The organism is Pseudomonas sp. AM4(2022), from assembly GCF_036346515.1.
GTDB lineage: Bacteria > Pseudomonadota > Gammaproteobacteria > Pseudomonadales > Pseudomonadaceae > Aquipseudomonas > Aquipseudomonas paracarnis.
This window is the reverse complement of the sequence record NZ_JAOTNW010000012.1, coordinates 184,695-208,325: the sequence shown is the minus strand read 5'-3', so window position 1 is coordinate 208,325 and position 23,631 is coordinate 184,695. Positions and strand designations below refer to the sequence as shown.

Annotated in this window: 25 protein-coding genes; 16 read left to right on the top strand and 9 right to left on the bottom strand. The window is 60.3% G+C overall.

The annotated features are described in order from the left end of the window. Nucleotides 1-86: 86 nt before the first annotated feature. The 6 genes from ODQ19_RS18320 to ODQ19_RS18295 all read left to right on the top strand — a co-directional run bounded on the left by ODQ19_RS18320 (nucleotide 87) and on the right by ODQ19_RS18295 (nucleotide 5,412). A complete protein-coding gene (locus ODQ19_RS18320) occupies nucleotides 87-965 on the top strand; it encodes an amino acid ABC transporter permease (protein ID WP_019819278.1) in 879 nt (292 codons plus the stop codon). 24 nt (nucleotides 966-989) lie between these two features. Further along, on the top strand, nucleotides 990-1,754 hold the full coding sequence (locus ODQ19_RS18315; protein WP_281113999.1) for an amino acid ABC transporter ATP-binding protein: 765 nt from the start codon (nucleotides 990-992) through the stop codon (nucleotides 1,752-1,754). Nucleotides 1,755-1,779: 25 nt separating this feature from the next. Next, nucleotides 1,780-2,601, top strand: coding sequence for an ABC transporter substrate-binding protein (locus ODQ19_RS18310; RefSeq protein ID WP_138763527.1), 822 nt, complete (start codon nucleotides 1,780-1,782; stop codon nucleotides 2,599-2,601). A 165-nt stretch (nucleotides 2,602-2,766) separates the two neighbouring features. Further along, nucleotides 2,767-3,936: an MFS transporter gene (locus ODQ19_RS18305; RefSeq protein ID WP_330210830.1), complete on the top strand. Its 1,170-nt coding sequence runs from the start codon at nucleotides 2,767-2,769 to the stop codon at nucleotides 3,934-3,936. 54 nt (nucleotides 3,937-3,990) lie between these two features. Then, nucleotides 3,991-4,941 carry a hypothetical protein gene (locus ODQ19_RS18300; RefSeq protein ID WP_330210829.1) on the top strand — a complete coding sequence of 317 codons (951 nt, stop codon included), beginning with the start codon at nucleotides 3,991-3,993 and terminating at the stop codon, nucleotides 4,939-4,941. Nucleotides 4,942-5,031: 90 nt separating this feature from the next. Continuing rightward, entirely contained in the window at nucleotides 5,032-5,412 is a 381-nt protein-coding gene (locus ODQ19_RS18295; RefSeq protein ID WP_330210828.1) for a helix-turn-helix transcriptional regulator, read from the top strand. A 63-nt stretch (nucleotides 5,413-5,475) separates the two neighbouring features. Here ODQ19_RS18295 and ODQ19_RS18290 read toward each other — a convergent pair whose 3' ends face one another. The 3 genes from ODQ19_RS18290 to ODQ19_RS18280 all read right to left on the bottom strand — a co-directional run bounded on the left by ODQ19_RS18290 (nucleotide 5,476) and on the right by ODQ19_RS18280 (nucleotide 9,012). Next, complete coding sequence (locus ODQ19_RS18290; protein WP_330210827.1) at nucleotides 5,476-7,011, bottom strand: amidase family protein; 1,536 nt, start codon at nucleotides 7,009-7,011, stop codon at nucleotides 5,476-5,478. 139 nt (nucleotides 7,012-7,150) lie between these two features. Continuing rightward, nucleotides 7,151-7,882, bottom strand: a complete 732-nt coding sequence (locus ODQ19_RS18285) for a hypothetical protein (protein WP_330210826.1) — start codon at nucleotides 7,880-7,882, stop codon at nucleotides 7,151-7,153. Between the two features lie 71 nt (nucleotides 7,883-7,953). Continuing rightward, nucleotides 7,954-9,012, bottom strand: a complete 1,059-nt coding sequence (locus ODQ19_RS18280; protein WP_330210825.1) for an MBL fold metallo-hydrolase — start codon at nucleotides 9,010-9,012, stop codon at nucleotides 7,954-7,956. Nucleotides 9,013-9,134: 122 nt separating this feature from the next. Between ODQ19_RS18280 and ODQ19_RS18275 the strand changes: the two genes are divergently transcribed. The 3 genes from ODQ19_RS18275 (at nucleotide 9,135) to ODQ19_RS18265 (ending at nucleotide 12,591) form a co-directional block, all read left to right on the top strand. After that, entirely contained in the window at nucleotides 9,135-9,764 is a 630-nt protein-coding gene (locus ODQ19_RS18275) for a TetR/AcrR family transcriptional regulator (RefSeq protein WP_330210824.1), read from the top strand. A gap of 186 nt (nucleotides 9,765-9,950) precedes the next feature. Continuing rightward, on the top strand, nucleotides 9,951-11,009 hold the full coding sequence (locus ODQ19_RS18270; protein ID WP_330210823.1) for a diguanylate cyclase: 1,059 nt from the start codon (nucleotides 9,951-9,953) through the stop codon (nucleotides 11,007-11,009). A 262-nt stretch (nucleotides 11,010-11,271) separates the two neighbouring features. Further along, the gene (locus ODQ19_RS18265; protein ID WP_330210833.1) at nucleotides 11,272-12,591 is read left to right on the top strand and encodes a methyl-accepting chemotaxis protein; all 1,320 of its coding nucleotides are present in this window, start codon (nucleotides 11,272-11,274) and stop codon (nucleotides 12,589-12,591) included. A 24-nt stretch (nucleotides 12,592-12,615) separates the two neighbouring features. Here ODQ19_RS18265 and ODQ19_RS18260 read toward each other — a convergent pair whose 3' ends face one another. Then, on the bottom strand, nucleotides 12,616-13,500 hold the full coding sequence (locus ODQ19_RS18260; protein ID WP_116667880.1) for a LysR family transcriptional regulator: 885 nt from the start codon (nucleotides 13,498-13,500) through the stop codon (nucleotides 12,616-12,618). Nucleotides 13,501-13,580: 80 nt separating this feature from the next. Between ODQ19_RS18260 and ODQ19_RS18255 the strand changes: the two genes are divergently transcribed. Beyond that, nucleotides 13,581-14,288 carry a CTP synthase C-terminal region-related (seleno)protein gene (locus ODQ19_RS18255; RefSeq protein ID WP_116667879.1) on the top strand — a complete coding sequence of 236 codons (708 nt, stop codon included), beginning with the start codon at nucleotides 13,581-13,583 and terminating at the stop codon, nucleotides 14,286-14,288. Then, a complete protein-coding gene (locus ODQ19_RS18250; RefSeq protein ID WP_330210822.1) occupies nucleotides 14,285-14,605 on the top strand; it encodes an antibiotic biosynthesis monooxygenase family protein in 321 nt (106 codons plus the stop codon). The genes ODQ19_RS18255 and ODQ19_RS18250 overlap by 4 nt, the downstream gene beginning before the upstream one ends. A gap of 133 nt (nucleotides 14,606-14,738) precedes the next feature. Here the strand turns inward: ODQ19_RS18250 and ODQ19_RS18245 are convergent, their stop codons facing one another. Then, entirely contained in the window at nucleotides 14,739-15,062 is a 324-nt protein-coding gene (locus tag ODQ19_RS18245; protein WP_032895610.1) for a DUF2025 family protein, read from the bottom strand. Nucleotides 15,063-15,294: 232 nt separating this feature from the next. On the opposite strand from ODQ19_RS18245, the gene ODQ19_RS18240 reads away from it, so the two are divergent. The 3 genes from ODQ19_RS18240 to ODQ19_RS18230 all read left to right on the top strand — a co-directional run bounded on the left by ODQ19_RS18240 (nucleotide 15,295) and on the right by ODQ19_RS18230 (nucleotide 17,999). Next, nucleotides 15,295-16,422: a glycerophosphodiester phosphodiesterase gene (locus ODQ19_RS18240; protein WP_105228078.1), complete on the top strand. Its 1,128-nt coding sequence runs from the start codon at nucleotides 15,295-15,297 to the stop codon at nucleotides 16,420-16,422. Nucleotides 16,423-16,516: 94 nt separating this feature from the next. Beyond that, complete coding sequence (locus ODQ19_RS18235) at nucleotides 16,517-16,831, top strand: PepSY domain-containing protein (protein ID WP_003193676.1); 315 nt, start codon at nucleotides 16,517-16,519, stop codon at nucleotides 16,829-16,831. Between the two features lie 148 nt (nucleotides 16,832-16,979). Continuing rightward, nucleotides 16,980-17,999, top strand: a complete 1,020-nt coding sequence (locus ODQ19_RS18230; protein WP_116667876.1) for a transporter — start codon at nucleotides 16,980-16,982, stop codon at nucleotides 17,997-17,999. Between the two features lie 117 nt (nucleotides 18,000-18,116). Here the strand turns inward: ODQ19_RS18230 and ODQ19_RS18225 are convergent, their stop codons facing one another. Genes ODQ19_RS18225 through ODQ19_RS18215 form a run of 3 tightly spaced genes read right to left on the bottom strand, consistent with a single transcriptional unit; the run spans nucleotide 18,117 to nucleotide 20,781 of the window. Beyond that, the gene (locus ODQ19_RS18225) at nucleotides 18,117-19,091 is read right to left on the bottom strand and encodes a biotin-dependent carboxyltransferase family protein (RefSeq protein ID WP_330210821.1); all 975 of its coding nucleotides are present in this window, start codon (nucleotides 19,089-19,091) and stop codon (nucleotides 18,117-18,119) included. Then, on the bottom strand, nucleotides 19,088-19,966 hold the full coding sequence (locus ODQ19_RS18220) for a 5-oxoprolinase subunit B family protein (RefSeq protein WP_330210820.1): 879 nt from the start codon (nucleotides 19,964-19,966) through the stop codon (nucleotides 19,088-19,090). The genes ODQ19_RS18225 and ODQ19_RS18220 overlap by 4 nt, the downstream gene beginning before the upstream one ends. 56 nt (nucleotides 19,967-20,022) lie before the next feature. Beyond that, the gene (locus ODQ19_RS18215; protein ID WP_330210819.1) at nucleotides 20,023-20,781 is read right to left on the bottom strand and encodes a 5-oxoprolinase subunit PxpA; all 759 of its coding nucleotides are present in this window, start codon (nucleotides 20,779-20,781) and stop codon (nucleotides 20,023-20,025) included. A gap of 105 nt (nucleotides 20,782-20,886) precedes the next feature. On the opposite strand from ODQ19_RS18215, the gene ODQ19_RS18210 reads away from it, so the two are divergent. Next, nucleotides 20,887-21,804 carry a LysR family transcriptional regulator gene (locus ODQ19_RS18210; protein WP_330210818.1) on the top strand — a complete coding sequence of 306 codons (918 nt, stop codon included), beginning with the start codon at nucleotides 20,887-20,889 and terminating at the stop codon, nucleotides 21,802-21,804. Here ODQ19_RS18210 and ODQ19_RS18205 read toward each other — a convergent pair. After that, nucleotides 21,801-22,697, bottom strand: coding sequence for a LysR family transcriptional regulator (locus ODQ19_RS18205; RefSeq protein WP_330210817.1), 897 nt, complete (start codon nucleotides 22,695-22,697; stop codon nucleotides 21,801-21,803). The two genes, ODQ19_RS18210 and ODQ19_RS18205, sit on opposite strands and share 4 nt — an antisense overlap. Before the next feature lie 106 nt (nucleotides 22,698-22,803). On the opposite strand from ODQ19_RS18205, the gene ODQ19_RS18200 reads away from it, so the two are divergent. After that, nucleotides 22,804-23,562 carry an SDR family NAD(P)-dependent oxidoreductase gene (locus tag ODQ19_RS18200; RefSeq protein ID WP_330210816.1) on the top strand — a complete coding sequence of 253 codons (759 nt, stop codon included), beginning with the start codon at nucleotides 22,804-22,806 and terminating at the stop codon, nucleotides 23,560-23,562. Nucleotides 23,563-23,631 lie beyond the last annotated feature (69 nt).

Sequence of the window (23,631 nt, the reverse complement as noted above, 5' to 3'; positions counted from 1 at the left end):
AGGCAAGCCAGCTCCCACATTTGACCGGGTTTCAACCGTAACACCGTGTACATCGGTTAGAGCGTCATTAGTTTTGGAGTAGCAGCATGAATCAAACCCCGGCCGAGCGCTTGGAAGCCGAGCGCAAGTTGTCTGAGAACCAGTTCGATATCACGCAGTACGAGCATGTGCCGCGGCGCTATTACGGGCGGATGTTTTTTGCCACGTTGATCGTAATTGTGTTGGCGGCGCTATTGCGCGCGTTTGCCAATGGCCAGATCGAATGGTCCTACATTGGTCAGTTCCTCACGTCGCAAGCCATCCTCTGGGGCCTGGTGAACACCATTGTCATGTCGATCCTGGCGATGGCATTAGGCGTGGTGATCGGCGTGATCACGGCGATCATGCGCATGTCGGCCAACCCGATCCTGCGTTACGTGGCCATCACCTACACCTGGCTGTTTCGCGGCACACCGCTGATTCTGCAGCTGTTGCTGTGGTTCAACCTGGCGTTGATCTTTCCGGTGATCGCAATTCCCGGCCTGTTCAGCATCGACACCGTCGACCTGATGACGCCCTTCGTGGCCGCCCTGCTCGGCTTGAGCATCAACCAGGGCGCCTACACCGCCGAGGTGGTGCGTGCCGGCTTGCTGTCGGTGGACACCGGCCAATACGAGGCGGCCAAGTCTATCGGCATGCCGAGCCTGCAGGCGCTGCGTAGGATCATTCTGCCGCAGGCCATGCGCGTGATCATCCCGCCCGTGGGCAACGAGTTCATCAGCATGGTGAAAATGACCAGCCTGGCCAGTGTGATCCAGTACTCGGAGCTGCTGCACAACGCGCAAAACATCTACTACGCCAACGCCCGGGTGATGGAGCTGCTGATTGTGGCGGGCATCTGGTACCTGGCGGTGGTGACTGTTCTTTCATTTGGTCAAAGCCGCCTCGAGCGTCGTTTTGCCCGCGGCGCCGGCAAGCGTTCGTAAGTCTGGGTTGAGGAGATTTGCCCCATGAGAAGCATCGTCAAGGCCGTCAACCTGAACAAGTATTACGACCAGTATCACGCCCTGCGTGACATCAATATCGAGGTCGAGCAAGGCGAGGTGATGTGCATCATCGGCCCGTCCGGCTCGGGCAAAAGTACCCTGCTGCGTTGCGTCAATCAGCTGGAAAAAATCGACAAGGGCGGCCTGTGGGTCGATGGCGAACTGGTCGGCTACCGGGTGGTCGGCAACAAGCTGCACGAGATGAACGAAGTGCAGATCGCCCGCCAGCGCCTGGCCACCGGCATGGTGTTCCAGCGGTTCAATTTGTTCCCGCACATGACCGTGTTGCAGAACATTATCGAAGGCCCCTGCCAGGTGCTCAAGCGCTCGCCCAAGGAAGCCATCGAAGATGCGCTGGAACTGCTGGCCCGCGTTGGCCTGGCGGACAAGCGCAATGCCTACCCGGTGGAATTGTCCGGTGGCCAGCAGCAACGTGTGGCGATTGCCCGTGCGCTGGCGATGCGCCCCAAGTTGATGCTGTTTGACGAACCCACGTCAGCCCTCGACCCGGAGCTGGTAGGCGAAGTGCTGTCAGTGATGCGCGATTTGGCCACCACTGGCATGACCATGATCGTGGTCACCCATGAATTGGGCTTCGCTCGCGAAGTGTCCAACCGCATGGTGTTTATGGATGCCGGCCAGATTGTGGAAGCCGGCAGCCCGGAAGACATTCTAATAAGCCCACAAAACCCGCGTACCCAAAGCTTTATTTCTGCCGTTCGCACTTAACTAAAAAACTAACGAGAACGCCCCCATGAAAAAGATGTTTATCCCGACCTTGCTTGCAGGCCTGATGGCCTCCTCATGTGTATTCGCAGCCTTGCCGCAAGCCATCAAGGACAAGGGTGAGATCAGCGCGGCCATCGTGCCGAACTACCCGCCGATGGACTTCAAGGACCCGGCCACCAACAAACTCACCGGTTTTGATTTCGACCTGGGCAACGCCCTGGCCGAGCGACTGGGCGTGAAGATCAAATGGCAGGAAACCGGCTTCGAACAGATGCTCAGCGGCCTGACCACCAAGCGCGTCGACATTGTGCTGTCGGGCATGACCGACACCGCCGAGCGCCAGAAGGCCGTGACCTTTATCGACTACTTCACCAGCGGCCCGCAGCTGTACACCCTGGCCAAGCGCGAAGAGATCAAGGAATTGACCGACCTATGCGGTAAAAAAGTCGGCACCAGCCGCCGCACCACCTGGCCGTCGGAAATTACCGCCTGGAGCAAGGCAAACTGCGAAGCGGCCGGTAAGCCGGCAATCGTGGTGATCGGCACCGAAGGCTCGGCAGATGCGCGGGCACAGTTGCAGCAGAACCGCCTGGATGCGGCGATGCAAGGCAGCGAAACCATTCCTTATTTGATGTCGCTGGACAAGGGCAAGTACAAGCCGGTGGGCCTGGCGATTTCCAAGCAATTCACCGGGCTTGGGATTGAGAAGAGCAATACCGAGTTGGTCACGGCGATCAGTGAAGCGTTGCAGGGCATGATTGATGACGGGACCTACGGCAAGATTCTGAAGAAGTGGGATCTGGAGCAAGGGGCGGTCGAGAAAATCAGCATAAACGCAGGCCAGTAAACACCGCAAAACCTGTGGGAGCTGGCTTGCCTGCGATAGCGGTAGATCAGCCAATGACGATGCAAGCTGGCCCACCGCTATCGCAGGCAAGCCAGCTCCCACACTGGATCGGTGTTCACATTCAAGTTGTTTGTCGTGAAGGTATAACAAGGACCCCACCCCACCGTGGCCACCTACTCCCTGGTAATCCGTCGCCTGATGATCTGCTCGGTGACCATCGTGGTCAGCCGCGCCATGACCAGCCCGCTGCTAGCCCTCTGGCTGAGCACACGCCTGGGCCTCGACCAGCAGGACATCGGCCTGCTGATGGGGGTCGCCGTGTTCATCGCCACGCTCATGGGATTGTACGGCGGCTACATCATCGACCGCCTGGAAAAGCGCAAACTGCTGATCCTGGCCATGCTCTCCAGCTCCATCGGTTTTTTGTTGCTGACCTTTGCCAGCAACCTCTACCTCACCACGCTGACCCTTGTTGTGACTGAAGCCGCGTCGGCGCTGTTCCTGATCGGCTCCAAGGCGATCATCAGCGAGAACCTGCCGGTGGGTGAGCGCGCCAAGGTGTTTTCCCTGCGCTACACCCTGACCAATGTCGGTTATGCCACGGGCCCGATGTTGGGTGTATTGATTGCCGGCCAACTGCCGTGGGCGCCGTTCCTGATTGCCAGTGCCATTGCCTTTGGCAGCCTGTTCCTGATGATCGGTATTGCGCCGACTCAACGGGACGAGAGTCATAAACCCCAGAGTTTTCTCAGCACCCTGCGCACCTTGCGCAGCGACCGAACGTTGATCCTGTTCACCAGCGGCAGCCTGTTGAGCACCATCGTCCATGGGCGCTACACCCTTTATCTGTCGCAGTTTTTGCTAGTGGCCTACAAACCCGACCAAGCACTGAAAATTCTGTCGGCGGTGCTCGCCTGCAACGCCATCACCGTGATTGTGATGCAGTACCAAATCGGCCGATTTCTCAAGCGCGAGCAACTGCGCCATTGGATCGTACTGGGCACCTTGCTGTTTATTGCCGGGCTGATCGGCTTCAGCCAGGCAAACAGTCTGCTGAGCTGGTGCCTGGCGATGTTCGTGTTCACCTTGGGCGAGATGATCATCTACCCCTCTGAGTTCCTGTTTATCGACACCATCGCGCCGGATGCGCTACGGGGCAGTTATTACGGGGCACAGAACCTGGCCGCGTTTGGCGGGGCCATGAGCCCGGTGATTTGTGGCTACCTGCTGATCAATGCTGCGCCCACCAGCATGTTCTTTGCCTTGGCCGCACTCACGGCCATGGGCGGCACCCTGTGTTTCTTGAGCGGGCGACGCGTGGCAGGTTCTTGCTGATATTTACGCTAGATCCGGCTATTAATAGCCAAACCTCTGACGGACCCGAGCCCTATGAAATTCGACACGGCCTACAGCCTGAGTCTCGACGACAAGCTGTCGATCTATGACGTGCGAGACCTGAATTTCGACGAAACCACCGTCTTCGATTCCGACAAGGACAGCTTCCTGTGCCCCAACGACGCCTGCCGCGCGGCGTTCGATAGCACCAATGCGTTGAGCACTTTCAACGCAAAGAACGTCAACTACCCGCGCACGCCACACTTCAAGAACAAACCCGGCACGCGGCATATCGACGGCTGCCGCTATGCCGGCAGCCATAAACCTGCGACGGGTGAAAGTGACGACGAGCGTGAGGAAAATTTCCCATCGGAATTTGTGCTGACACGGCGACTGTACGAGCCTAAAACGCCGGTAGTCGGCACCGATGGAAGCGTCCTACAAGAACCGACGAAAGCGCCTGCGAACCGCGCTACGACATCCTCTGGCAGCAATGACACAACCCCGGACAAAACCAGCGTGTTCGCACACCCGGTGGAGTGCTACGTGTCCAACATCGATGACAAGGACAAGCTCAAGGCCATGCCTTTGAAGATCGGTGAACACAGCGCGACCTACTGGGCATTCTTCAAGAAGATCGAATACCTGCAAGACAACCAGGGCTTGATTTACTGGGGCAAGATCAAGACCATCAAAGACTACACCAGCAGCTTTCGCATCGATTTCGAAAAGAAGGTGTGGCTCGACAAGAAGCCTTATTCGGTGAACGTCTACCTGAGCAAAAAGCTCATCGAAAACTACCGCAAGCGCACGGCATTCCTGGAGCAGATCAAGGCGGCGGCCAGCAGTGAACGGCCCCTGTATTGCTTTTTCTATGGGGTCACACCGCAGCTTGTGCAGGTACCCAGCCAGAAAAACCCCGAGCAGACGTTCGGGGTATTCAGCGCCAGGATCGAGAACCTGGATCACCTGATTATTCGCGAGGCGCCGGGGCTGGAATCATAAGGGGTTGCAACACCAGTGGATGAGCGGTAGAAACAACTGTACAAAAACACAGTATAGTTGCACCTCCCCTGTCGAACCTGGAGAAACCCCATGTCCTCTCTGGCAATGAGTTCTTTCGTAGAACAACAGATCGTCCTGCATCAGTTCACCGCCAAACACTGCGCGCAGGCGCGCGTCATGCTGGGCTGGAGCCGCGAAGAGCTGGCTCGCCAGGCTGGCGTGGCAGTGCAGGCAATCGAGAAATTGGAAGGCCACGGCGACGTGGACGATGAAACCCGTTTGATCCTGGCGTTTCGCCTGGAGGCCGAAGGGCTGGTGTTTTTCCCGGGGTTCGCACCGGGGTGGGGGATGAGTGCGCGCCGGTTTGATACCGCAGCGGCGCAGCCCTCTGCGCAAGGCCTCATCTCTCGGTTGATGGGTTCCACCACCGCAACCATTGACTCACCTACGCCTCAAGCGAATGGTGCGTAGAGTCCAGGTGTATCACCGGGCACAACCTCTGCGCGGTAGTGGCCAGCAGAGGCTGATTCAAGCTCAAATGCCAATAGCCTCAACCGCGTCGTCTGTACTGGCAGGTGTCGGTGTTAAGGGTGCACCTGGGAGAAAAGCCGGTTTTTGAATGGCCTGCGAGGCTTGTTCATAACCATGGGCGACTGACAGCAAGGTGGCTTCACTGTTTCCGGAGCCATACACGTAAATTGCCGTGGGCATGCCCTCATCATCCATGCCAGACGGAACGGATATACCGGGATACCCGGCGGCCGCACTGTAGAAATAATTGTGGGTCAGAAAGTTCGACACCATGGCGTCGAGCTTGCGCTCCTTCAGGGGGTCATCAATGGTCTTCTGAAATACAGGAAGGATGGCTTCCCACAGTGCCTCGCGCTTTTGCGGGGTGGTCTCCAACTCATTGATCATTTCCAGCAGTTTCTGGTCAGGCTCATCAGGTTTCTGCGTGCGTTTGATAAAAGCAATCAGCTCAGAAAGTGACTTGACAGGCAAACCTTCCCGCCCAGCCAAATAGTCTTCCAGTTGTTGCTTGACCTCCGAGAACAGCGCCTCGTTATAACCCTCATAGGCTTCATCGGGGACACCGGCGTCCAAACGCTCCACAGGCACCAGAATCGCCCCTTGGGCCTTCATCACTTCGAGCGCCGCCTCATAGTGCTTGCGGTCTGCGCGCTTGGCCGGGTCTTTGGCCTCCTCTGCGGACAATTCAGGCAAAGGGGTGTAGCCAATTCGCTTACCCTTCAAGGCATCAGCGTGCAGGCCCTCGGTGTAGACGTTGGTCTCGGTCATTGCATTGAGCGCTTCTGCCGCGTCACAGATATTGCGGGTGAAGGTCCCCACCGCATCCATGCGGGTGCTGGTCATGACGCCTTCGGTACTGACCAGGCCCGTCGTTGTTTTCAGGCCAAACACACCGTTGTAGGCTGCGGGGCTGATGATCGATCCGTTGGTTTCCAACCCCAATGCCACGGGCACATGCCCCTGGGCGACCGCCACGGCCGAACCTGAACTGGAGCCTGCCACCGGCCCTCCGAGTCGATGTGGGTTCAACGTCTGGCCACCTCGGGAGCTCCAGCCATCCGCCGATTTGAGTGAGCGAAAGTTGGACAGCTCACTCATATTGGTTTTGCCTACAATTACCACGCCGGCTTTCAGCAAATTGTCGACGACCTTGGCATTCCGGGCGGCAGGCGCGCCCACCAACGCCTTGGAGCCTGCACTGGTCTGCATACGGTCATTGGTTTCAAAGACATCCTTCAACGCTATCGGCACGCCATGCAAATGCCCGCGCACACGGCCATTGGCACGTTCCTGATCGCGAGCCTTCGCCTCACTGAGGGCATCCGGATTGGTTTCCAAAAAAGCATTGCCGCCCTGGAGCCCACGATCAATATTGGCAATTTGCTTGAGCGAGTCCTTCAACAGTGACTCTGAAGTGACGCCGCCTCCTTGGGCCATCTCCACTGACATCTGGCAGGCACTCTTGAAACCTTGCACTGGGTTTGAAAGCTCCTGAAGCAGGCCTGTCGCCCATCCACCTGCCGAAACTGGTCCGATCATGAAGTGCCCCTCTGTTTGACTGAGTGTGAGCTATCGGTCGATAGCACCGCACCAGTCTAAGAGCCGACAACCCACCACTATTTCAGGCGAATCCTGCCGCCGCGTCCTACCCTTCCCAGCCAGGTGTAGGCACCAATACCTACGGCCGCAGCACGCGGTAAGCTCGTACCAGCGCCCCCAAGCGATCACCCGCCCAGCGCGCACCGTAAAACCAGACCTTGGAGCCGTCTTCCAGGGTTTCACACATACTGGGGTAGCCGCTTTTACAGGCGTGATGAAAGGCGGCTTCGGGATCCTCTGACACCAAGGCATCAAGGCGAAGACCTGCCACCAGCTCGTCGATTTCATGACAAGCCTGCTGACAATCACCGCTGCGCTGCATATCCACTGCCACGCATTGCGCACCAGCCTGGCGCAGGATGTCGAAGACTCGGTTCAAGGCCGCACTGCGTTCGACCCGTTCAACCTGCTTGCCCTGCACATAATGCTCGGCATAGCCGATACGATATCCCGTCAGCGCCAGCGAGGCGGTGAAGGTGGTGTTATTCAATACCAGCGGTACCTCCACCATCACCGGTTCGGTAGGGTCAACGCCGCTGATGGCGATCAGCGATAGCGCGGGATCGCGCACCGGCCGTATATGGGGAGCCAGGGCGTTATACCCAGGTATGGGCGTGGCGCCGGCACGTTGCTCGGTGCCAAAGACAATAGAAGGGGGAGCGGCACCGGGGGGTGAAGCGGGAACGTCGACGGCGTTCATTAGCGATGGCAGCGGTTGAGCTGAGGCACACGGCAAACCCATCTTCCAAAGTTTCTTACAATGGCTGTCCATCGACACACCCTCCCGGAGATAAAATTCCCGGGGGATCATCGCACTCTCCTTTGACGTTTGTCGCAGGGCTGAAACCCGCTGAAAAGCTCTTTTCCAAACGGGCCTTTGGCTCAGCCTGCTGCGTGTTCGTTGACCGATTGAGGTTCCACTTCCAGCCACCAGGCATGCCCGCGCTCAGGCTGGTTCAAGCGAAAAGCCTGACCCATCGCCGGAGTGGTGATCGAAACATTGCGCTCCCAGGCCAGGGCCATGATGCGGTCGAAGGGTTCGTGCCAGGCGTGGAAGGCCAGATCGAAGGTGCCGTTATGAATCGGCAGCAGCCAGCGCCCTTTAAGGTCAATATGCGCCTGCAGTGTCTGCTCCGGCTGCATGTGCACATGGGGCCAATCGACATTGTAAGCGCCGGTTTCCATCAGGGTGAGGTCAAAGGGCCCGTATTGCTCGCCGATGCGTTTGAAACCGTCGAAATAGCCTGTGTCGCCACTAAAAAAGATACGCCGCGTGTCGTCGATCATCACCCAGGAGCACCACAGGGTCTGGTTGCCATCAAACAGGCCGCGCCCGGAAAAGTGCTGGGCCGGCGTGCAGACAAAACGAACGCCATCGACCTCGGTGCCCTGCCACCATTGCAACTGGCGGACTTTGCTGGCATCTACGCCCCATTTGACCAGTGTGTCGCCCACGCCCAGGGGCGCCAGGAAGTAGCGGGTCTTTTCGGCCAATTGGACCACCGCTTTGCGGTCAAGATGGTCGTAATGATTGTGGGAAAGGATCACCGCTTCCAGCGCTGGCAGCTCATCAAGACTGATGGGCGGCTGATGAAAACGCTTGGGGCCGGCCCAACTGAATGGCGAGGCGCGTTCGGCAAACACCGGGTCGGTGACCCAGAATTTACCGCGCATTTTCAGCAGCACGGTTGAATGGCCGAGGCGATACACGCTGTGATCAGGGGCGGCCAATAACTGCTCGCGGGTCAGTGGCTGTACCGGAATCTGCCCCACCGGCCGTGTCGTGCGCGGTTTGTTGAACAGCATGTTCCAGAAAATACGCAGGGTCTTGCCCAAGCCACCGTGCTGCACCGGGGTGTCGTTGCTGAAGTGCCCCAGGCCCTGCTCGGCAGGCTTGGGCGCCGAGGGCGCAGGGTCGAGACGGGTTGAAATCGTAGCCATGACAAAGTGACTCCTGCGGTCCGCTCAAGTATTACACTGCACAGTGTAGTTTCTAGATTGCAACAAAATCCGGAGCAAGTAAACTGCCCGGTGTAATTTCATTGTTGAGTCGAATGCCTTCCATGACTGCCCCCAAACGCCTCACCGAGCGTAAACGCGAAGCCATCGTGGCGGCGGCGATTGCCGAATTTCGCGAGCACGGCTTCGAGGTCACCAGCATGGACAAAATCGCCGCCAGCGCTGGCGTTTCCAAGCGCACGGTGTACAACCACTTCCCCAGCAAGGAAGAACTGTTTGCCGAGATCCTCCACCAACTGTGGGCCAGCAGCGTTGCCCAACTGGACGTGATCTACACCACCGACCGCCCACTGCGCGACCAACTGCGCACATTGCTGGAAGCGAAAATGCAGATGATGTCGGACGCCAACTTCCTTGACCTGGCACGCGTGGCCATTGCTGCCACCATCCATTCGCCGGAGCGCGCGCAAGACATGGTCAACCGCCTCAGTGCGCGGGAAGAAGGCTTTACCCAATGGGTACGCGCCGCCCAGGAAGACGGCCGCCTCACCTGCACCGACCCGGCGTTCGCCGCCCACCAGATCCAAAGCCTGCTCAAGGCCTTTGCATTCTGGCCGCAAATCACCCTCGGCCAGCCCACCCTCGACCCTGCCGCCCAGGCCCACGTCATCGACTCGGCCATCGACCTGTTCCTCGCCGGTTACGAAACCAGCACGCAGCGCACGCCCCAGTAAGCCCTGTTGCAGGAGCGACATTTAAGGTCGTTTCTGGCGTTTTTACCCGCTGTTTTGCGCAAATGGCCTGGAAGGACACTGATTAATCCCACGGGAATAATCGACAATTCACCTTTCTTATCCGACCACCGGCTCTGCCCGCTGACGCGTGCTGTTGCACCCGCAAAAAAGTTGACCCAGGACACTATGGAAAACAGACCAGGCAAAGGGCTTTCATTTGCCAAGCGTATCTACACGCCAAGGATTATCGGCCTGGGTATCGGTAGCATCAGCGTGATCGGGGCTTTGTATCCCTTGTCGATGCCCGGTTGGGTCTGGGCGTTGCTGCTGTTCAACGGCATTGCCTGGCCGCATGTGGCGTACCTGATTTCCACGCACTCGCCGTTTCCCTACCAGGCCGAACAACGCAACCTCCTATATGACTCAGTGCTGGGCGGATTCTGGGCCGCGGCGGCTCAGTTTTCGCCACTGACAGCGGTGACTATTCTGTCGATGATGGCCATGAACAACGTCGCAGCCGGTGGCAAACGCCTGTTCCTGCGCGGGTTGCTGGCACAGGCGGCCGGTATCGCGGTGGCCTGGGGCCTGTTCGGCATCAAGTTCGACCCCAGCGTCAGCCTCACCGAGGTCTACACCTGCCTGCCGATGCTGACGCTCTACCCGATGGCCATCGGCATGGTCTGTTACCAGTTGGCGATCAAACTGTCGCAACACAAACGCGCCCTCAGCGCCCTGAGCCGCATCGACAGCCTCACTGGCCTGCTCAACCATGGTTCCTGGAAAGACCTGCTGAACCTCAAGTTTCACAAGTGCCAGCAGCAACAGGGCCAAGCGACCATTGCCTTGATCGATATCGACCACTTCAAGCACATCAATGACGTTCATGGCCACACCGTGGGTGACGCGGTGCTGCGCCAGTTGAGCCAAGCGCTGCGCGAACACTTGCGCGAAGAAGACCTGGCCGGCCGCTATGGCGGCGATGAGTTCTGTGTGATTCTTCCGAAAATGCCCCTGCAAGCCGCTGCGCAGGTAATGGAGCATCTACGCGAAACCTTCAGTCACTATCGGCATCCGCAGATCCCAGACCTGCGCGTCAGCCTGAGCATTGGCCTGGCGGATTTCCACCCGTCCTTCAAGGACGCGGTCATGTGGCTCGATGCCGCGGATCGCGCGTTGTACACCGCCAAAAACAGCGGCCGCAACCGCGTCAAGATCAGCGAGTGCACGGTCGTTCATTCAGCCTGAGTTGTCTGATGACACCTCGTCCGAATTTTGCTCCGCCCACCTGCTGCAATAGCATAATGCCGCCATTGGTCGCCTGGCCAAAATAGTCCTCCCTGATGGGCGAACTTCCAGGCCGATTGATCACTCTGAGACCGTTGTTCTACCCCCTCTGTCAGCATCAGGAAGCTGGCAATGAGCAAGTCAACCGTAAGGCCAGGGGCCCTACGGGGTCAGGCGCAAATACATGGACCCCGCATACGCTTGCATGCCCGAGCCCTCCACCATGCTATTCAACGCTCACAAGAAAACCATCAGTACCCTGCAACACAGCCTTGCCCAACAGACCAGCCTGCTGGACGCCATCGAGCGCTCCATGGCCGTGATCGAATTCGACCTGCAAGGCACCGTGCTGCGCGCCAATGACAACTTCTTCAAGACCATGGGTTACCGCGCCGAACAGATCCTGGGCCAGCCCCACCGGATGTTCTGTACCCCTGCGTTCGCCCGCAGCGCGGACTACAACCAGTTGTGGACGCACCTGCGCAACGGCCAATTCCAGTCGGGCACCTTTGAGCGGGTAGGCGCCAACGGCGCCTCGGTGTGGTTGGAAGCCAGCTATAACCCGGTACGGGATGAAGCGGGGACAGTGATCAAAGTGGTGAAATACGCCATGGACGTCACCCCGCGCCTGCAAGCCGAAAGCGAAGCCAACGCCAAGCTTGCCGCCATCGACCGCGCCATGGCAATGATCGAGTTCAACCTCGACGGCACCATCATCACCGCCAACGGCAATTTCCTGCAGCGCATGGGCTACAGCCTGGCGCAGATTCAGGGCAAGCATCACCGCCTGTTTTGCACGCCAGAGCTGGCCAACAGTGCGGCCTACAGTGAGTTCTGGAAGCGCTTGAACCAGGGCGAGCTGTTCAATGGCCAGTTCGAGCGGGTGGATAAACACGGCCAGGTCGTGTGGCTGGAAGCCAACTACAACCCGGTGTACGACGCCAGCGGGCGCCTGTGCAAAGTGGTGAAGTTCGCCTCGGACGTCACCGCCCGCGTGCTACAGCATGCCGCTGACGCACAGAGCGCCGCCCAGGCTTATCACCTGTCGTTGAACACCCAGGAGATGGCTGAAAAAGGCGCTGAGGTGATTCAGAAAACCGCCGCCGGCATGCGCGAAATTGCCGTGGATATCGACACTTCTTCGCAACTGATCGCCAAGCTGGGCGAACGTTCGCAACAGATCACCGCCATCGTCAATACCATTCGCGGCATTGCCGACCAGACCAACTTGCTGGCCCTCAACGCCGCCATCGAAGCCGCCCGCGCCGGCGAGCAGGGCCGTGGCTTTGCCGTGGTGGCCGATGAAGTGCGGCAACTGGCGGCGCGCACCAGCGGCTCCACCGCGGAAATCTCCGGCATGATCGCCATGATCCAGGACGAAACCCGCCAAGCCATCGACAGCATGGACGCCACCCGCGACCGCGCTGCCCAGGGTGTGGAACTGGCCAACCAGGCCGGCACGGTGATCCTGCAGATTCGCGAAGGCACCGGCGAGGCGGTACAAGCGGTCAGCGCGTTTGCCAATGAGCGGGGCAATCGCTGACCATTGGCGCTGGCTGTTTGGAGGTTAACTTCGCAGCCAGCGCACATGCCGCCCCAACTCATCAAACAGCGTCACCACCGAGCGCAACGCCCGGCAATCAGGCCGCGTCAACAACCACAGCGCCGTATCGTGCCCTGCCAGCGCAGGGCCCAGCGGTTGCAGACCATCGCCCATCAGAAAATCCGGCAACGCCGCCACGCCCAACCCGGCGCGTACCAGTTCGGTCACCGACTGCATGCTGTTGCACCGATAACGGGGACGCACGCTCGGCAAATGCTCACGGCGCCAGGCGACGGTGGGGTGATCGGGTAAAAAGTCGTCCGGCGCGATCCAGGCCAGGTCGGCCCACTCATGGCCTGCGTGCTGACGAGCATAGTCGGCACTGGCACACACCTGATACGCCACCGCCCCCAGGCAACGTCCGACAAGATGCGCTGGCGGCGTCTTGGTCAGGCGCAAGGCGATATCCGCATCGCGGCGGCTGAGGTTAGCGAAGTCATTGGAGGTGCTCAGTTCCAGGGTCAGCGCCGGGTAGGCCGGCATGAACTGCGCGAGGGCCGACAACAGCAAACCTTGCAACACCGAGTCGGTGCAGGTCAGGCGCACGGTGCCGCTGATGACTTCACCGCCCTGCTCCACGCCAAGGCGCGCCGCCTCCAAGGCCTGTTCGGCACGCTCGGCTTGTTGTGCCAGGTTGCTCGTCAGGCTGGTGGGCAAATACCCGGCACGGCTTTTTTCAAACAGGGTCTGGCCCAGGGCCGCTTCCAGCCGCCGCACCGCACGGAACACCGTGGATACATCCACCCGCAGAAGCGCCGCCGCCCGCGCCAGGGTACCGCCGCGCACCAAGGCCAGGATCAATGACAGGTCGGCGTAGTCGATTTGATAGTGCGTAGCTGCATTGAACATATGGGAAAACGCCAATATTGATTGCGTGAGCGCCAATCTATAGTGGGTATCAACCCACCACAAGCCATGGGACGTACACGATGCCAACCCCCGCGCTGCACCTTGCCCTGATCGGTGACTACAACCCCGATGTGACAGCCCACCAGGCGATTCCCGTAGCCCTGCAACAGGCCGCCGACGCTCTGGGCCTGAGCGTTCAGGCGCAATGGTTCGACACCGACACCCCCACCTGCACCTCTGCCCTGCACGACTTTGACGGCTTCTGGTGCGTGCCCGGCAGCCCCTATCGCGATGTCGACGGCGCCCTGCGGGCGATACGTTTTGCCCGCGAACAAGGTCGCCCTTTCCTCGGTACCTGCGGCGGTTTTCAACATGCCGTGCTGGAATATGCCCGCCATGTGCTCGGCTGGGCCGATGCCCACCACGGCGAATTAATGCCGGATGCTGAACGCGCCGTCATCACGCCGCTGGACTGCTCCCTGGTGGAAGTGAGCGACACCGTGCGCCTGGCCCCGTACACGCGCATTGCCCAGGCCTACGGCAGCCTGGACATCCACGAGGGTTACCGTTGCCGCTACGGCATCAACCCCACCTTCGCCGACGCCCTGCTGGACGCCAACCTGATTCCCACCGGCCGCGATTCGGCGGGCGACCTGCGCGCGGTGGAATTGCTCGACCACCCGTTCTTCGTCGCCACCCTGTTCCAGCCCGAACGCGCCGCGCTCAAGGGCATCACGCCGCCGCTGGCGATTGCGCTGCTCAAGGCCTGCCAGGAGGTATCGGCATGATCGCCAAGACACCCGCCCCACCTTATTACGCGGTGATTTTCAGCTCACTGCGCACCGACGCTGACCTGGGTTATGGCGAGGCCGCCACACGCATGCTGGAACTGGCCAGGCAACAACCGGGGTTTCTTGGGGTGGAATCGGCGCGGGAGGATGGGCTGGGGATCACCGTGTCCTACTGGGCCAGCGAGGCGGCGATCCAGGCCTGGAAACAGCAGGCCGAGCATCGGCAGGTGCGCGAGCAAGGACGGGCCACCTGGTATGCGGCGTTTCACACGCGGGTATGCAAGGTAGAACGGGCCTACACCTTCCCCACTTGAGACACTGATCCCTTGTGGGAGCTGGCTTGCCTGCGATGCGGACACCTCGGTGATGCAGCTGCACCGCATCGATGCCATCGCAGGCAAGCCAGCTCCCACATTTGCTCGTCATCGTTAGCAAAATCGCGGACGCTCAGCTCACCAAACTGCGCAACGCGCTGATCTGCGGGATCTCTACCCGGCGCATATACACCCGCAGCGGCTCGGTGATGTTGATGCGGTCGTCGATATTCTGGTCGAGCAACAACTGCAGGCGCGCTCGGCATAGGGTCATGGTGTGGTCGGCGGCCGGCAGCCAGACGAACTCGGCCGTAGGGATGATGCCGTCGTCGGCCACGTCCATGCCGAATGAGTCTTCGCTGAAACGCACGATGTACTGGCCGGTCTTGCGGTTGAGGCCGACAAAACCCTGGAGTTGGTCGGCGGCCTGGCAGATAAGCTCGGAAGTGATGCGCATGGTAAACCTCACTGAAAAGTCCCACTGGGACTGGAAAGATGGTTTACACGCGTGGCAGAAAATACCACCCTCTGGCGGGGCGGCTACCTGTAAGAATACTGCAACGCCCTGCAAAAAAGTCGACAAAATTGGCCGGTGCGCAAGTTAATGTCGGTTTGGTGATAGCGCCGTTCGCAATCAATTGTTAAAAAGGACACCTTCTCAAAGTTACCTCCACGAAAGGACTTCGCATATGCCTGTCACGTTTTCCAAAAGCGCCTTGCTGCTGGCGTTGATGCTCGGCCTTGGCCAGGCACAGGCTGCCGAGCCGGTCAGCCCGGCCGAATTGGCGACAAACGAAGGCATTCCCTACCCTGCCGTGATCGCTCACCGTGGCGCTTCCTACGACGCGCCGGAATCCACCGCCGCTGCCTACAAGGTTGCACGCGACCTGGGCGCCGACTACCTGGAACTGGACCTGCAACGTAGCAAGGACGGCGTGCTGTTCGCCCTGCACGACAACAACCTGCAGCGCACCACCGACGTCGCCACCAAGTTTCCCGAGCGCAAAGACGCACCCGCCAACGAGTTCACCTGGAAAGAGCTGCAAACCCTCGACGCCGGCAGCTGGTTCAACGCCGCCTACCCGGACCGCGCGCGCCCTGGTTTCGTTGGCCTGAAAATCCTGAGCCTGGACGACATTATCAAGATCGCCGAAGGCAACCCCTCGCACAAACCCGGCCTGTACATCGAGACCAAGGAGCCCAAGCAGTTCCCCGGTATCGAAGCCGACCTGAAAAACAAGCTGCTGGACAAGGGCTGGCTGAGCTCCGCCGGCTCTAAGCTGGGCAAGAGCAACACGGGTGTCGGCCAGGGCAAGGGCCGCGTGGTGCTGCAAACCTTCGAAACCGCCAGCCTCAAAGAGCTGCAGAAGGAAATGCCCAACACTCCAAAAATCCTGCTGTTGTGGGTGGGTGAAGGCAGCATCGAGCCCAAATCCAAAGTGACCTTCGCCGAGTCTGGCGAACCCACCAAGGCCGCCTACTACGCCAAGCAAGAGCCTAAAGACGCTGCCGAATTCGAAAAGTGGGTTGATGAAGCCAAAAGCCTCGGCGCCATCGGCACCGGCCCGTCGGCTGAGCTGACCGACCACGGCGACCAGAGCTACACCGACCTGGTGAAGCCTGAAATGAACAAGCTGACCCACGACAAGGGCCTGCTCGTGCATGTGTATACGGTGGATGAGCCGGTGGACTTCGAGAAAGTGATGAAGGCCGGCGTCGATGGCATTTTCACCAACCGCGCCGCCGAGCTGCTGAAGTTCTACAAACGCTGGCCCTCGTCCAGCGTGCAAGACCTGCTCAACGACCATAAGTACTAAAAGCGTTGGTGTCAGTGAGCCATTAAGGATGAGTTAAGTTGCGCCGGTTAATCTGGCGCCACTTAAACAGCTCAACCTAAGAAGGACACACACCATGAAAACTTTGACTGCCCTGTTCGCTGCCACCGCCCTGACCCTGACTGCCGGCCTGGCACAGGCGGATGTTCGTCCGGATCATATCGAGGGCCTGCTCAAGTCCGGCGCCGTGATGCCTTTCGACAAACTCAACGCAGCAGCCGTGGCAACTCACCCTGGTGCTTCGATCACTGACACTGAGCTGGACACCAAACACGGTGTCGCCAACCAGTACGTCTACGAAGTGGACCTGACCGATACCACCGGCAAGCGCTTTGAAGTGAAGCTCGACGCCAAGACCGGTGCTGTACTGGAAAACAAGCAAGACACCTGAGTTGCATCCCCAAAAAACGCGCCACCTTCGGGTGGCGCGTTTTTTTATGCGCGACACCCAACCGTCACATAACCGTCATCGCGCCTTGCAATGATTTGCGCCTGGGTGCCTGTGAAACGTCCTACAGGCCCTTTCTCTGCGAGCCGCCATGAATCACAGCATCGACCACGCCCATCAGGACCCCGACCTGTTCGGCCTGCTTTACGGTTTCCGCTTTCGCCCCGGCGAGAAAGGCCAGCAAATTGATTCCGCCACTGCCCTCGCCGCCTTGCAGCAACCCCCAGACCCGGAAGAATTCCTGTGGCTGCACCTGAACCTGGCGCACGCCGCCTGCGAGCGCTGGATGCAGGCGCATTTGTCGCTGCCGGAGGAGTTTTTTGAAGCCTTGCATGAGGGCTCACGCTCCACACGCATCGAGCATGTGGACTCGGCCTTGTTGGCGGTGGTCAACGATGTGGTGTTCAACTTCAGCAGCATGGTGTCGTCGGATATTTCCACGCTATGGGTGTGCGCGCGCAGCCGTCTGCTGGTGAGCGCACGCCTGCAGCCTTTGCATTCGGTGGATAAATTGCGCTCGTCGGTGAAGGCCGGCGAACACTTTCGCTCCCCCTTGGAGCTGTTGGTGCACCTGCTGCGCGACCAGGGCGAAGTGCTGACGCAGATCGTGCGCAAGACCAGTATCAGCGTCGACCATATCGAGGATCAGCTGTTGTCTTCGCGCCTGTCCACCAACCGCGCCGAACTGGGTGCCGCCCGCCGTGTGCTGGTGCGCCTGCAACGCCTGCTGGCGCTGGAACCGGGCTCACTGCTGCGCCTGCTCAATCGCCCACCGCAATGGCTGCAAAAGGAAGACGTGAAGGAGTTACGCAAATCCACCGAGGAGTTTGCGCTGATCATCAACGACCTGACCGCCCTGGGCGAGCGCATCAAGCTGTTGCAGGAAGAGATCGCCGCCAACCTCAATGAACAGAGCAACCGCACGCTGTTTACCCTCACGGTGGTGACGGTGCTGGCGCTGCCGATCAACATCATTGCCGGTTTTTTTGGCATGAATGTGGGTGGGGTGCCCCTGTCCCAAGACCCGGAAGGCTTCTGGATACTGGTGGCCTTGGTCGCAACCTTTACCCTGATCGCCGGGCGGTGGGCATTCCGCAAATTCTCCAATTGAAATAAGCCCCACAGGTGGGAGCTGGCTTGCCTGCGATAGCGGTGTAACAGCCAAGGTGATGCAAGCTGACCCACCGCAATCGCAGGCAAGCCAGCTCCCACAGGAGTTTGTGTTTATTCAGTGATTGAAGAGTCCAGCCATCGCTTTGAGCCGCTTCTTGTACACCCGCCGCGCCTCCAAAGCCTCCTCGAGACTCACCGCCACAAACCCCGCCCGCTGGTTGGGCTGCATCTGTCCGATCAAGTCCAGGTCGGCGCTGATCACGGTGCCAATCATCGCGTAGCCACCGCCCGACACCGCATCGCGGTGCAGCACAATCGGCTCCAGCCCCGCCGGTACTTGAATCGAGCCAATCGGGTAGCAACTGTCCACGATGTTGGAAGGATCGGAGCCGGCGCCGAACGGCTGTTCCCGTGGCTGGAAGCTCAACGCGCTGCCGCCCTTGAAGCGATAGCCAATGCGATCGGCCTCGGACCCGACCGTCCACGGCTCGGCGAAAAAGCTGCTTTTGGCCTCCAAGGTCAAGCGTTCGTAATACAGCCCCGGCACCACCCGCAACGTCACATCGCCGCCGACCGAACGCCGCAACGCCATCGGCAAACTGTTGCCCGCACGCCCCGTACCGCTGGCGGTGCCGATCGGCAATTGATCGCCCTCCTGCAAGCGTCGGCCATTAAACCCACCGAGGGCGCCGAGGGTGTAGGTGGAGCGGCTGCCGAGCACCAACGGCACGTCGATACCGCCGGCGACGGCGAGGTAGGTGCGTGCGCCGGCCTTGGGAAACTCGAACCGCAGCACCTGCCCGGCGCGCACGGCAAAGGCGGTGTCCTGGTGCACCACTTCACCGTCCAGGCGCGGCGACATCAAGGCGCCGCTCAAGGCCACCAGCGCGTCTTGCCGGAACTCCAGCTCCGGCCCGATCAACGTGCATTCCAGGCCCGCCGCGCCCACGGGGTTGCCCACCAAGTGGTTGGCCGCACTCAGTGCGTATTGGTCCAGCGCCCCCGACGGCGGGATGCCCAAATGGTAATAACCTTCGCGGCCCAGGTCCTGCACGGAGGTGGCGAGGCCGGGTTTGAGGACCTTGATCATGCCAGCGCCTCCTGCAGGGTTTTCGGATAGCCGAGGGGGTCGGCGAGAAAGGCATCCAGGGAAAATTCCACCGGGCGAATGCGCAAGTCGAAACGCCCGGCGTCCACCTCGGCGACCGCCAGGTCATAAGCCTCGCGGTCCATCGGCTTGAACTGCACGATATCGCCAGGGCGGAAGAACACCATGTGCTCCTTGAGGTACGCCAACTGCTGCGCCGGGTCGTAGATCGGTGCCGGGGTAACGCCGAACATCTGGTAACCGCCCGCCCCTCGCACTGAGTAGATACAGCCAAAGCAGCCGCCATGGCCCAGGGTCAGTTTCGGCGTGTCGGTGCGTGGCCGCAGGTATTTGGGCACCTGCAATTGCCGCTCGCGTTCGACCATCTGGAACATGAACGGCAAGCCCGCGACAAAGCCGACCATCGACACAAACCACGGCGCGCCACTGTGGGCGGCGATGAACGCGTCCACGTCGGCCAGGCCATTGATGCGTGCGGCGTATTCCAGGTCTGTGCCGCTGGGGTCTTGGTGGCGGTCACGAAAGCGCATCAGGGTTTCGTGGGTCCAGGGATCGTTATAGAGCACCGGGATTTCGATGATGCGCGTGCGCAAGATGCGTTCGGCCACGGCCTGGGCTTCGGCGCTTTGCACAGCGTCGAGCAACGCGTGAGGGGCGATGCGGTCAGGGTCGAAGCGAATCTGGAACGATGCGTTGGCCAGGCAGACATCCAGTACGCCTTCCAGCGCCAGGCGCTCCACGGCGCGGGTCACCGCCATGCCCTTGAAAAAAGCCTCCAGGGACATGCTGTCGCTGACCTCGGCAAACAGGTGTTCATCACCGCCGAAGCTGTAGCGGATGGGGGACGTTTCAGCCATGTCTGTTCCTCTTGGAATCATTGTAGAAAGGCAGGCAAAAAATTAAGGGTTGGCTCTTATTGGGGAGGTCTGACGTCGATACCCGCCTGGTCCAGGGCCTCACGGGTGGCCTCCACCAGTTCCAGGGCGCCGGGGGTGTCGCTGTGCAGGCAGATGGAATCGAATTCGATGGCTAGGTCTTCGCCTTCGACGGTACGTACCAGGCCGGCTTGACAGGCACGCAAGACCCGCGCCGCGACCGTGGCTGGGTCGAGTGCCCGCACCTGGCGGGTAAACACGATGGAGCCGCTCAGGTCGTACTCACGGTCGGCATAGAACTCGCGCACCACCGGCTGCCCCAGTTCCTTGGCAATGCGCCAGATCACCGAGTTGGGCATGCAGTACAGCATCAGCGTGGGCTCGATGATTTGCAGGTTTTGCACCAACAGCCGGGCGGCCTCTTCATCGCGGGCCAGGTGCATGTAGAGCGCGCCGTGGGGCTTGATGTGTTGCAGGGTCACGCCTTGAGCGCGGGCCATTTCGCGCAGGGCACCGAGCTGATAGAGCATGTCGTCCACCAGTTCCTGGGCCGGTGCATTGATGTGCCGGCGACCGAAGCCCACCAAATCACGAAAGCCTGGGTGAGCGCCGATGGCCACGCCCAGTTGCTTGGCGCGCTCGACGGTGCGGCGCATGGTACCGGGGTCGCCGGCATGAAAGCCGGTGGCGATATTGGCCGAGCTGATAGAGGCCATCAGCTCTGCGTCGACGCCGTCGCCGATGGTCCAGGGGCCGAAGCCTTCGCCCATGTCTGAATTGAAATCCACTGCCTGCATCGAGGTCGCTCCGCCAAAGGTGATGCCCGCAAAGTAGGCCGGGGCTTGACCCCTTGGGAAGATCTATTATCAGATGGCCCATCTTCTGAAAATCAGATATCGCTCATGTCCCTCACCTTGCGCCAGGTTCGCTACTTCGTCGCCACTGCCGAGATCGGCCAGATATCCCAGGCGGCGATTCACTTGAATATTTCCCAATCGGCGGTGACCACGGCGATCAAGGAGCTGGAAGCCATGCTCGGCGTGCAGTTGTTCGTGCGCTCGGCCCAGGGCATGAACCTCACTGATGCCGGGCGGCATTTTCTCAACCGTGCCTATGTGATTGTGCGCAGCGTGGAGGACGCCCTCAACAGCCCGCTGCCGGACTACCGCGCCAGCGGCGTGCTGCGGGTGGCGGCCAGTTACACCGTGCTGGGTTATTTCCTGCCGCACCATTTACAGCGCATGGAACATTGGCATCCGGACGTGACCATCGAGGTGTTCGAACAGGAGCGCCAGGCCATCGAACAGGGCCTGCTCGACGGCCAGTTCGACATGGCCGTGGTGCTGACCGCCAACCTCACCCACGCGGATATCGTCTCGGAAATTCTGTTCAACTCCGAGCGCCGCTTGTGGTTGCCCAGCCATCACCCGTTGTGCGAACGCGGTGCCGTGAGCCTGGCGGACGTGGCCCAAGAGTCCTACATTTTGCTCACCGTCGATGAAGCCGAACACAGCGCCATGCGCTACTGGGAACAGGCCGGGCAAACGCCCAAGGTGCGGCTGCGCACCAGCTCAGTGGAGGCGGTGCGCAGCATGGTTGCCAACGGCAGCGGCGTGGCGATCCTGTCAGACCTGGTGCACCGGCCCTGGTCCCTGGAAGGCAAACGCATCGAAACCCTGACCGTGACCGACCCAGTCACACCCATGAGCGTCGGCCTGGCCTGGCACCGCGAGCGTGCGTTTACCCCAGCGATGCAAGCGTTCCGGGATTACTTCCACGACGCGTTCCTGGCGCCCCAGCAGCTGTCGGCACGCCGTTAAAGATGAGCTTGCAGGGTGGCGGTCAACCAGTCCATGAACACCCGCACCCGCAACGGCAGATGCCGCTGGCCGGCGTACAGCAACGACACATCCAAGGGCGGCGCCTGGTAATCGGGCAGCACCGCCACCAACTCGCCGCTGGCCAACAAGTCGCGTATCCCGAGTTGCGGCACCTGGGTTATGCCAAACCCGCCCAGGCACGCCGACTGATAGGCGTCGGTGCTGTTGACCGTCACCCGGCCTGCCATCGGTAACCGCTGCACCTTGTTGCCCACCAGGTATTCGAACCCGGCCGAACGTGCACCCAGCGGCCGCACGTAATGCACCAACTGATGATGCGCCAGGTCTGCCAGGGTTTTGGGCACGCCATACCGTTGCAGGTACGCCGCGCTCGCGCAGTTGACCATCGGCATGCTGCACACCCGCCGCGCTACCACAGTTTGATCGGGCTGGGCGCCGACACGCACCACGCAATCAAAACCTTCGGCGATCAGGTCTACCTGGCGGTCCGAACCGCTGATCTCCATGTCGATCAGAGGATGGCGCGCCATGAACGTGGGCAAGTTCGGCAAGATCAAGCCCCGCGCCATGACATTGGGCATGTCCACCCGTATGCGCCCGGCCAATTGGGTTTCGTCTTGGCGAAACAAACCTTCCAGCTCTTCCATATGCGCCAGCAGGTCTTTGCTGCGCTCATACAACACACGGCCATCCTGGGTCGCCTGCACCATGCGCGTGGTACGTTGCAACAGCCGTGCGCCGAGTAACTCCTCCAACGCCTGCACATGCTCGGATACCGTAGAGCGCGGCAAGCCCAGGCTTTGGCCGGCCTGGGTAAAGCTCGACAACTCAGTGACGCGTACGAAGGTGCGCAGCAGCTCAAGCTTGTTCATGTGATTGTTCGCCCTATCCGGCCAGTGATTCCGATATCAGCCTGTTTATCACGTTATGGCCGGACAAATACACTCAGTCCCACTAACCCCATTTGAGGACTGCACCATGACCCGTAAAATCGCACTCATCACCGGCGCCAGCCGTGGCCTTGGAAAAAGCGCCGCCCTGCACCTGGCTGCGCAAGGCATCGACATCATCGGCACTTACCACAGCGCAGCGACCGAAGCCCAAGCCGTGATAGCCCAAGTAGAGGCCTTGGGCGGTCGCGCCGCCATGCTGCAACTGGACGTCAGCCAGAGTGAAACCTTCGATGCATTCGTTGGCCAGATCGGCACCCTGCTCAAGGATGTGTTCGCCCAGGATCATTTCAACTTCCTGATCAACAACGCCGGGGTTGGCACCTACGCAAGCTTTGCCGAAACCACCGAAGCCCAGTTCGACCAACTGGTGGCGATCCATGTGAAGGCACCGTTTTTCCTCACGCAAAAACTGCTGCCGCTGATCCGCGATGGCGGGCGCATCATCAATATCTCCAGCGGCCTGGCGCGCTTCAGCCTGCCGGGTTATGCCGCCTACGCGTCCATGAAAGGCGCGGTGGAAGTCTTGTCGCGCTACCAGGCTAAAGAGTTGGGCCCACGGGGTATCACCGTGAACACCCTGGCACCGGGCGCGATTGCCACTGACTTCGGCGGTGGCGCGGTACGCGATAACACGGATGTGAATGCGATGGTTGCCAATAACACCGCCCTGGGCCGCGCCGGCTTGCCGGACGATATTGGCGGGGCGATTTCGACCTTGCTGGCCGATGGCAGCCACTGGATCACCGGCCAGCGGATCGAGGCATCGGGCGGGATGTTCCTCTAAACGGCTTCCCCTCTGTAGGAGCGAGCTTGCTCGCGAAAAACTCAAGGGCGCCGCGTGTTTCCAGAGACC

Coding starts and splice junctions, on each gene's coding strand:
- ODQ19_RS18320 (WP_019819278.1), top strand. CDS start 87: ATGAATCAAACCCCGGCCGAGCGCTTGGAAGCCGAGCGCAAGTTGTCT.
- ODQ19_RS18315 (WP_281113999.1), top strand. CDS start 990: ATGAGAAGCATCGTCAAGGCCGTCAACCTGAACAAGTATTACGACCAG.
- ODQ19_RS18310 (WP_138763527.1), top strand. CDS start 1,780: ATGAAAAAGATGTTTATCCCGACCTTGCTTGCAGGCCTGATGGCCTCC.
- ODQ19_RS18300 (WP_330210829.1), top strand. CDS start 3,991: ATGAAATTCGACACGGCCTACAGCCTGAGTCTCGACGACAAGCTGTCG.
- ODQ19_RS18295 (WP_330210828.1), top strand. CDS start 5,032: ATGTCCTCTCTGGCAATGAGTTCTTTCGTAGAACAACAGATCGTCCTG.
- ODQ19_RS18290 (WP_330210827.1), bottom strand. CDS start 7,011: ATGATCGGACCAGTTTCGGCAGGTGGATGGGCGACAGGCCTGCTTCAG.
- ODQ19_RS18285 (WP_330210826.1), bottom strand. CDS start 7,882: ATGATCCCCCGGGAATTTTATCTCCGGGAGGGTGTGTCGATGGACAGC.
- ODQ19_RS18280 (WP_330210825.1), bottom strand. CDS start 9,012: ATGGCTACGATTTCAACCCGTCTCGACCCTGCGCCCTCGGCGCCCAAG.
- ODQ19_RS18275 (WP_330210824.1), top strand. CDS start 9,135: ATGACTGCCCCCAAACGCCTCACCGAGCGTAAACGCGAAGCCATCGTG.
- ODQ19_RS18270 (WP_330210823.1), top strand. CDS start 9,951: ATGGAAAACAGACCAGGCAAAGGGCTTTCATTTGCCAAGCGTATCTAC.
- ODQ19_RS18265 (WP_330210833.1), top strand. CDS start 11,272: ATGCTATTCAACGCTCACAAGAAAACCATCAGTACCCTGCAACACAGC.
- ODQ19_RS18260 (WP_116667880.1), bottom strand. CDS start 13,500: ATGTTCAATGCAGCTACGCACTATCAAATCGACTACGCCGACCTGTCA.
- ODQ19_RS18255 (WP_116667879.1), top strand. CDS start 13,581: ATGCCAACCCCCGCGCTGCACCTTGCCCTGATCGGTGACTACAACCCC.
- ODQ19_RS18250 (WP_330210822.1), top strand. CDS start 14,285: ATGATCGCCAAGACACCCGCCCCACCTTATTACGCGGTGATTTTCAGC.
- ODQ19_RS18245 (WP_032895610.1), bottom strand. CDS start 15,062: ATGCGCATCACTTCCGAGCTTATCTGCCAGGCCGCCGACCAACTCCAG.
- ODQ19_RS18240 (WP_105228078.1), top strand. CDS start 15,295: ATGCCTGTCACGTTTTCCAAAAGCGCCTTGCTGCTGGCGTTGATGCTC.
- ODQ19_RS18235 (WP_003193676.1), top strand. CDS start 16,517: ATGAAAACTTTGACTGCCCTGTTCGCTGCCACCGCCCTGACCCTGACT.
- ODQ19_RS18230 (WP_116667876.1), top strand. CDS start 16,980: ATGAATCACAGCATCGACCACGCCCATCAGGACCCCGACCTGTTCGGC.
- ODQ19_RS18225 (WP_330210821.1), bottom strand. CDS start 19,091: ATGATCAAGGTCCTCAAACCCGGCCTCGCCACCTCCGTGCAGGACCTG.
- ODQ19_RS18220 (WP_330210820.1), bottom strand. CDS start 19,966: ATGGCTGAAACGTCCCCCATCCGCTACAGCTTCGGCGGTGATGAACAC.
- ODQ19_RS18215 (WP_330210819.1), bottom strand. CDS start 20,781: ATGCAGGCAGTGGATTTCAATTCAGACATGGGCGAAGGCTTCGGCCCC.
- ODQ19_RS18210 (WP_330210818.1), top strand. CDS start 20,887: ATGTCCCTCACCTTGCGCCAGGTTCGCTACTTCGTCGCCACTGCCGAG.
- ODQ19_RS18205 (WP_330210817.1), bottom strand. CDS start 22,697: ATGAACAAGCTTGAGCTGCTGCGCACCTTCGTACGCGTCACTGAGTTG.
- ODQ19_RS18200 (WP_330210816.1), top strand. CDS start 22,804: ATGACCCGTAAAATCGCACTCATCACCGGCGCCAGCCGTGGCCTTGGA.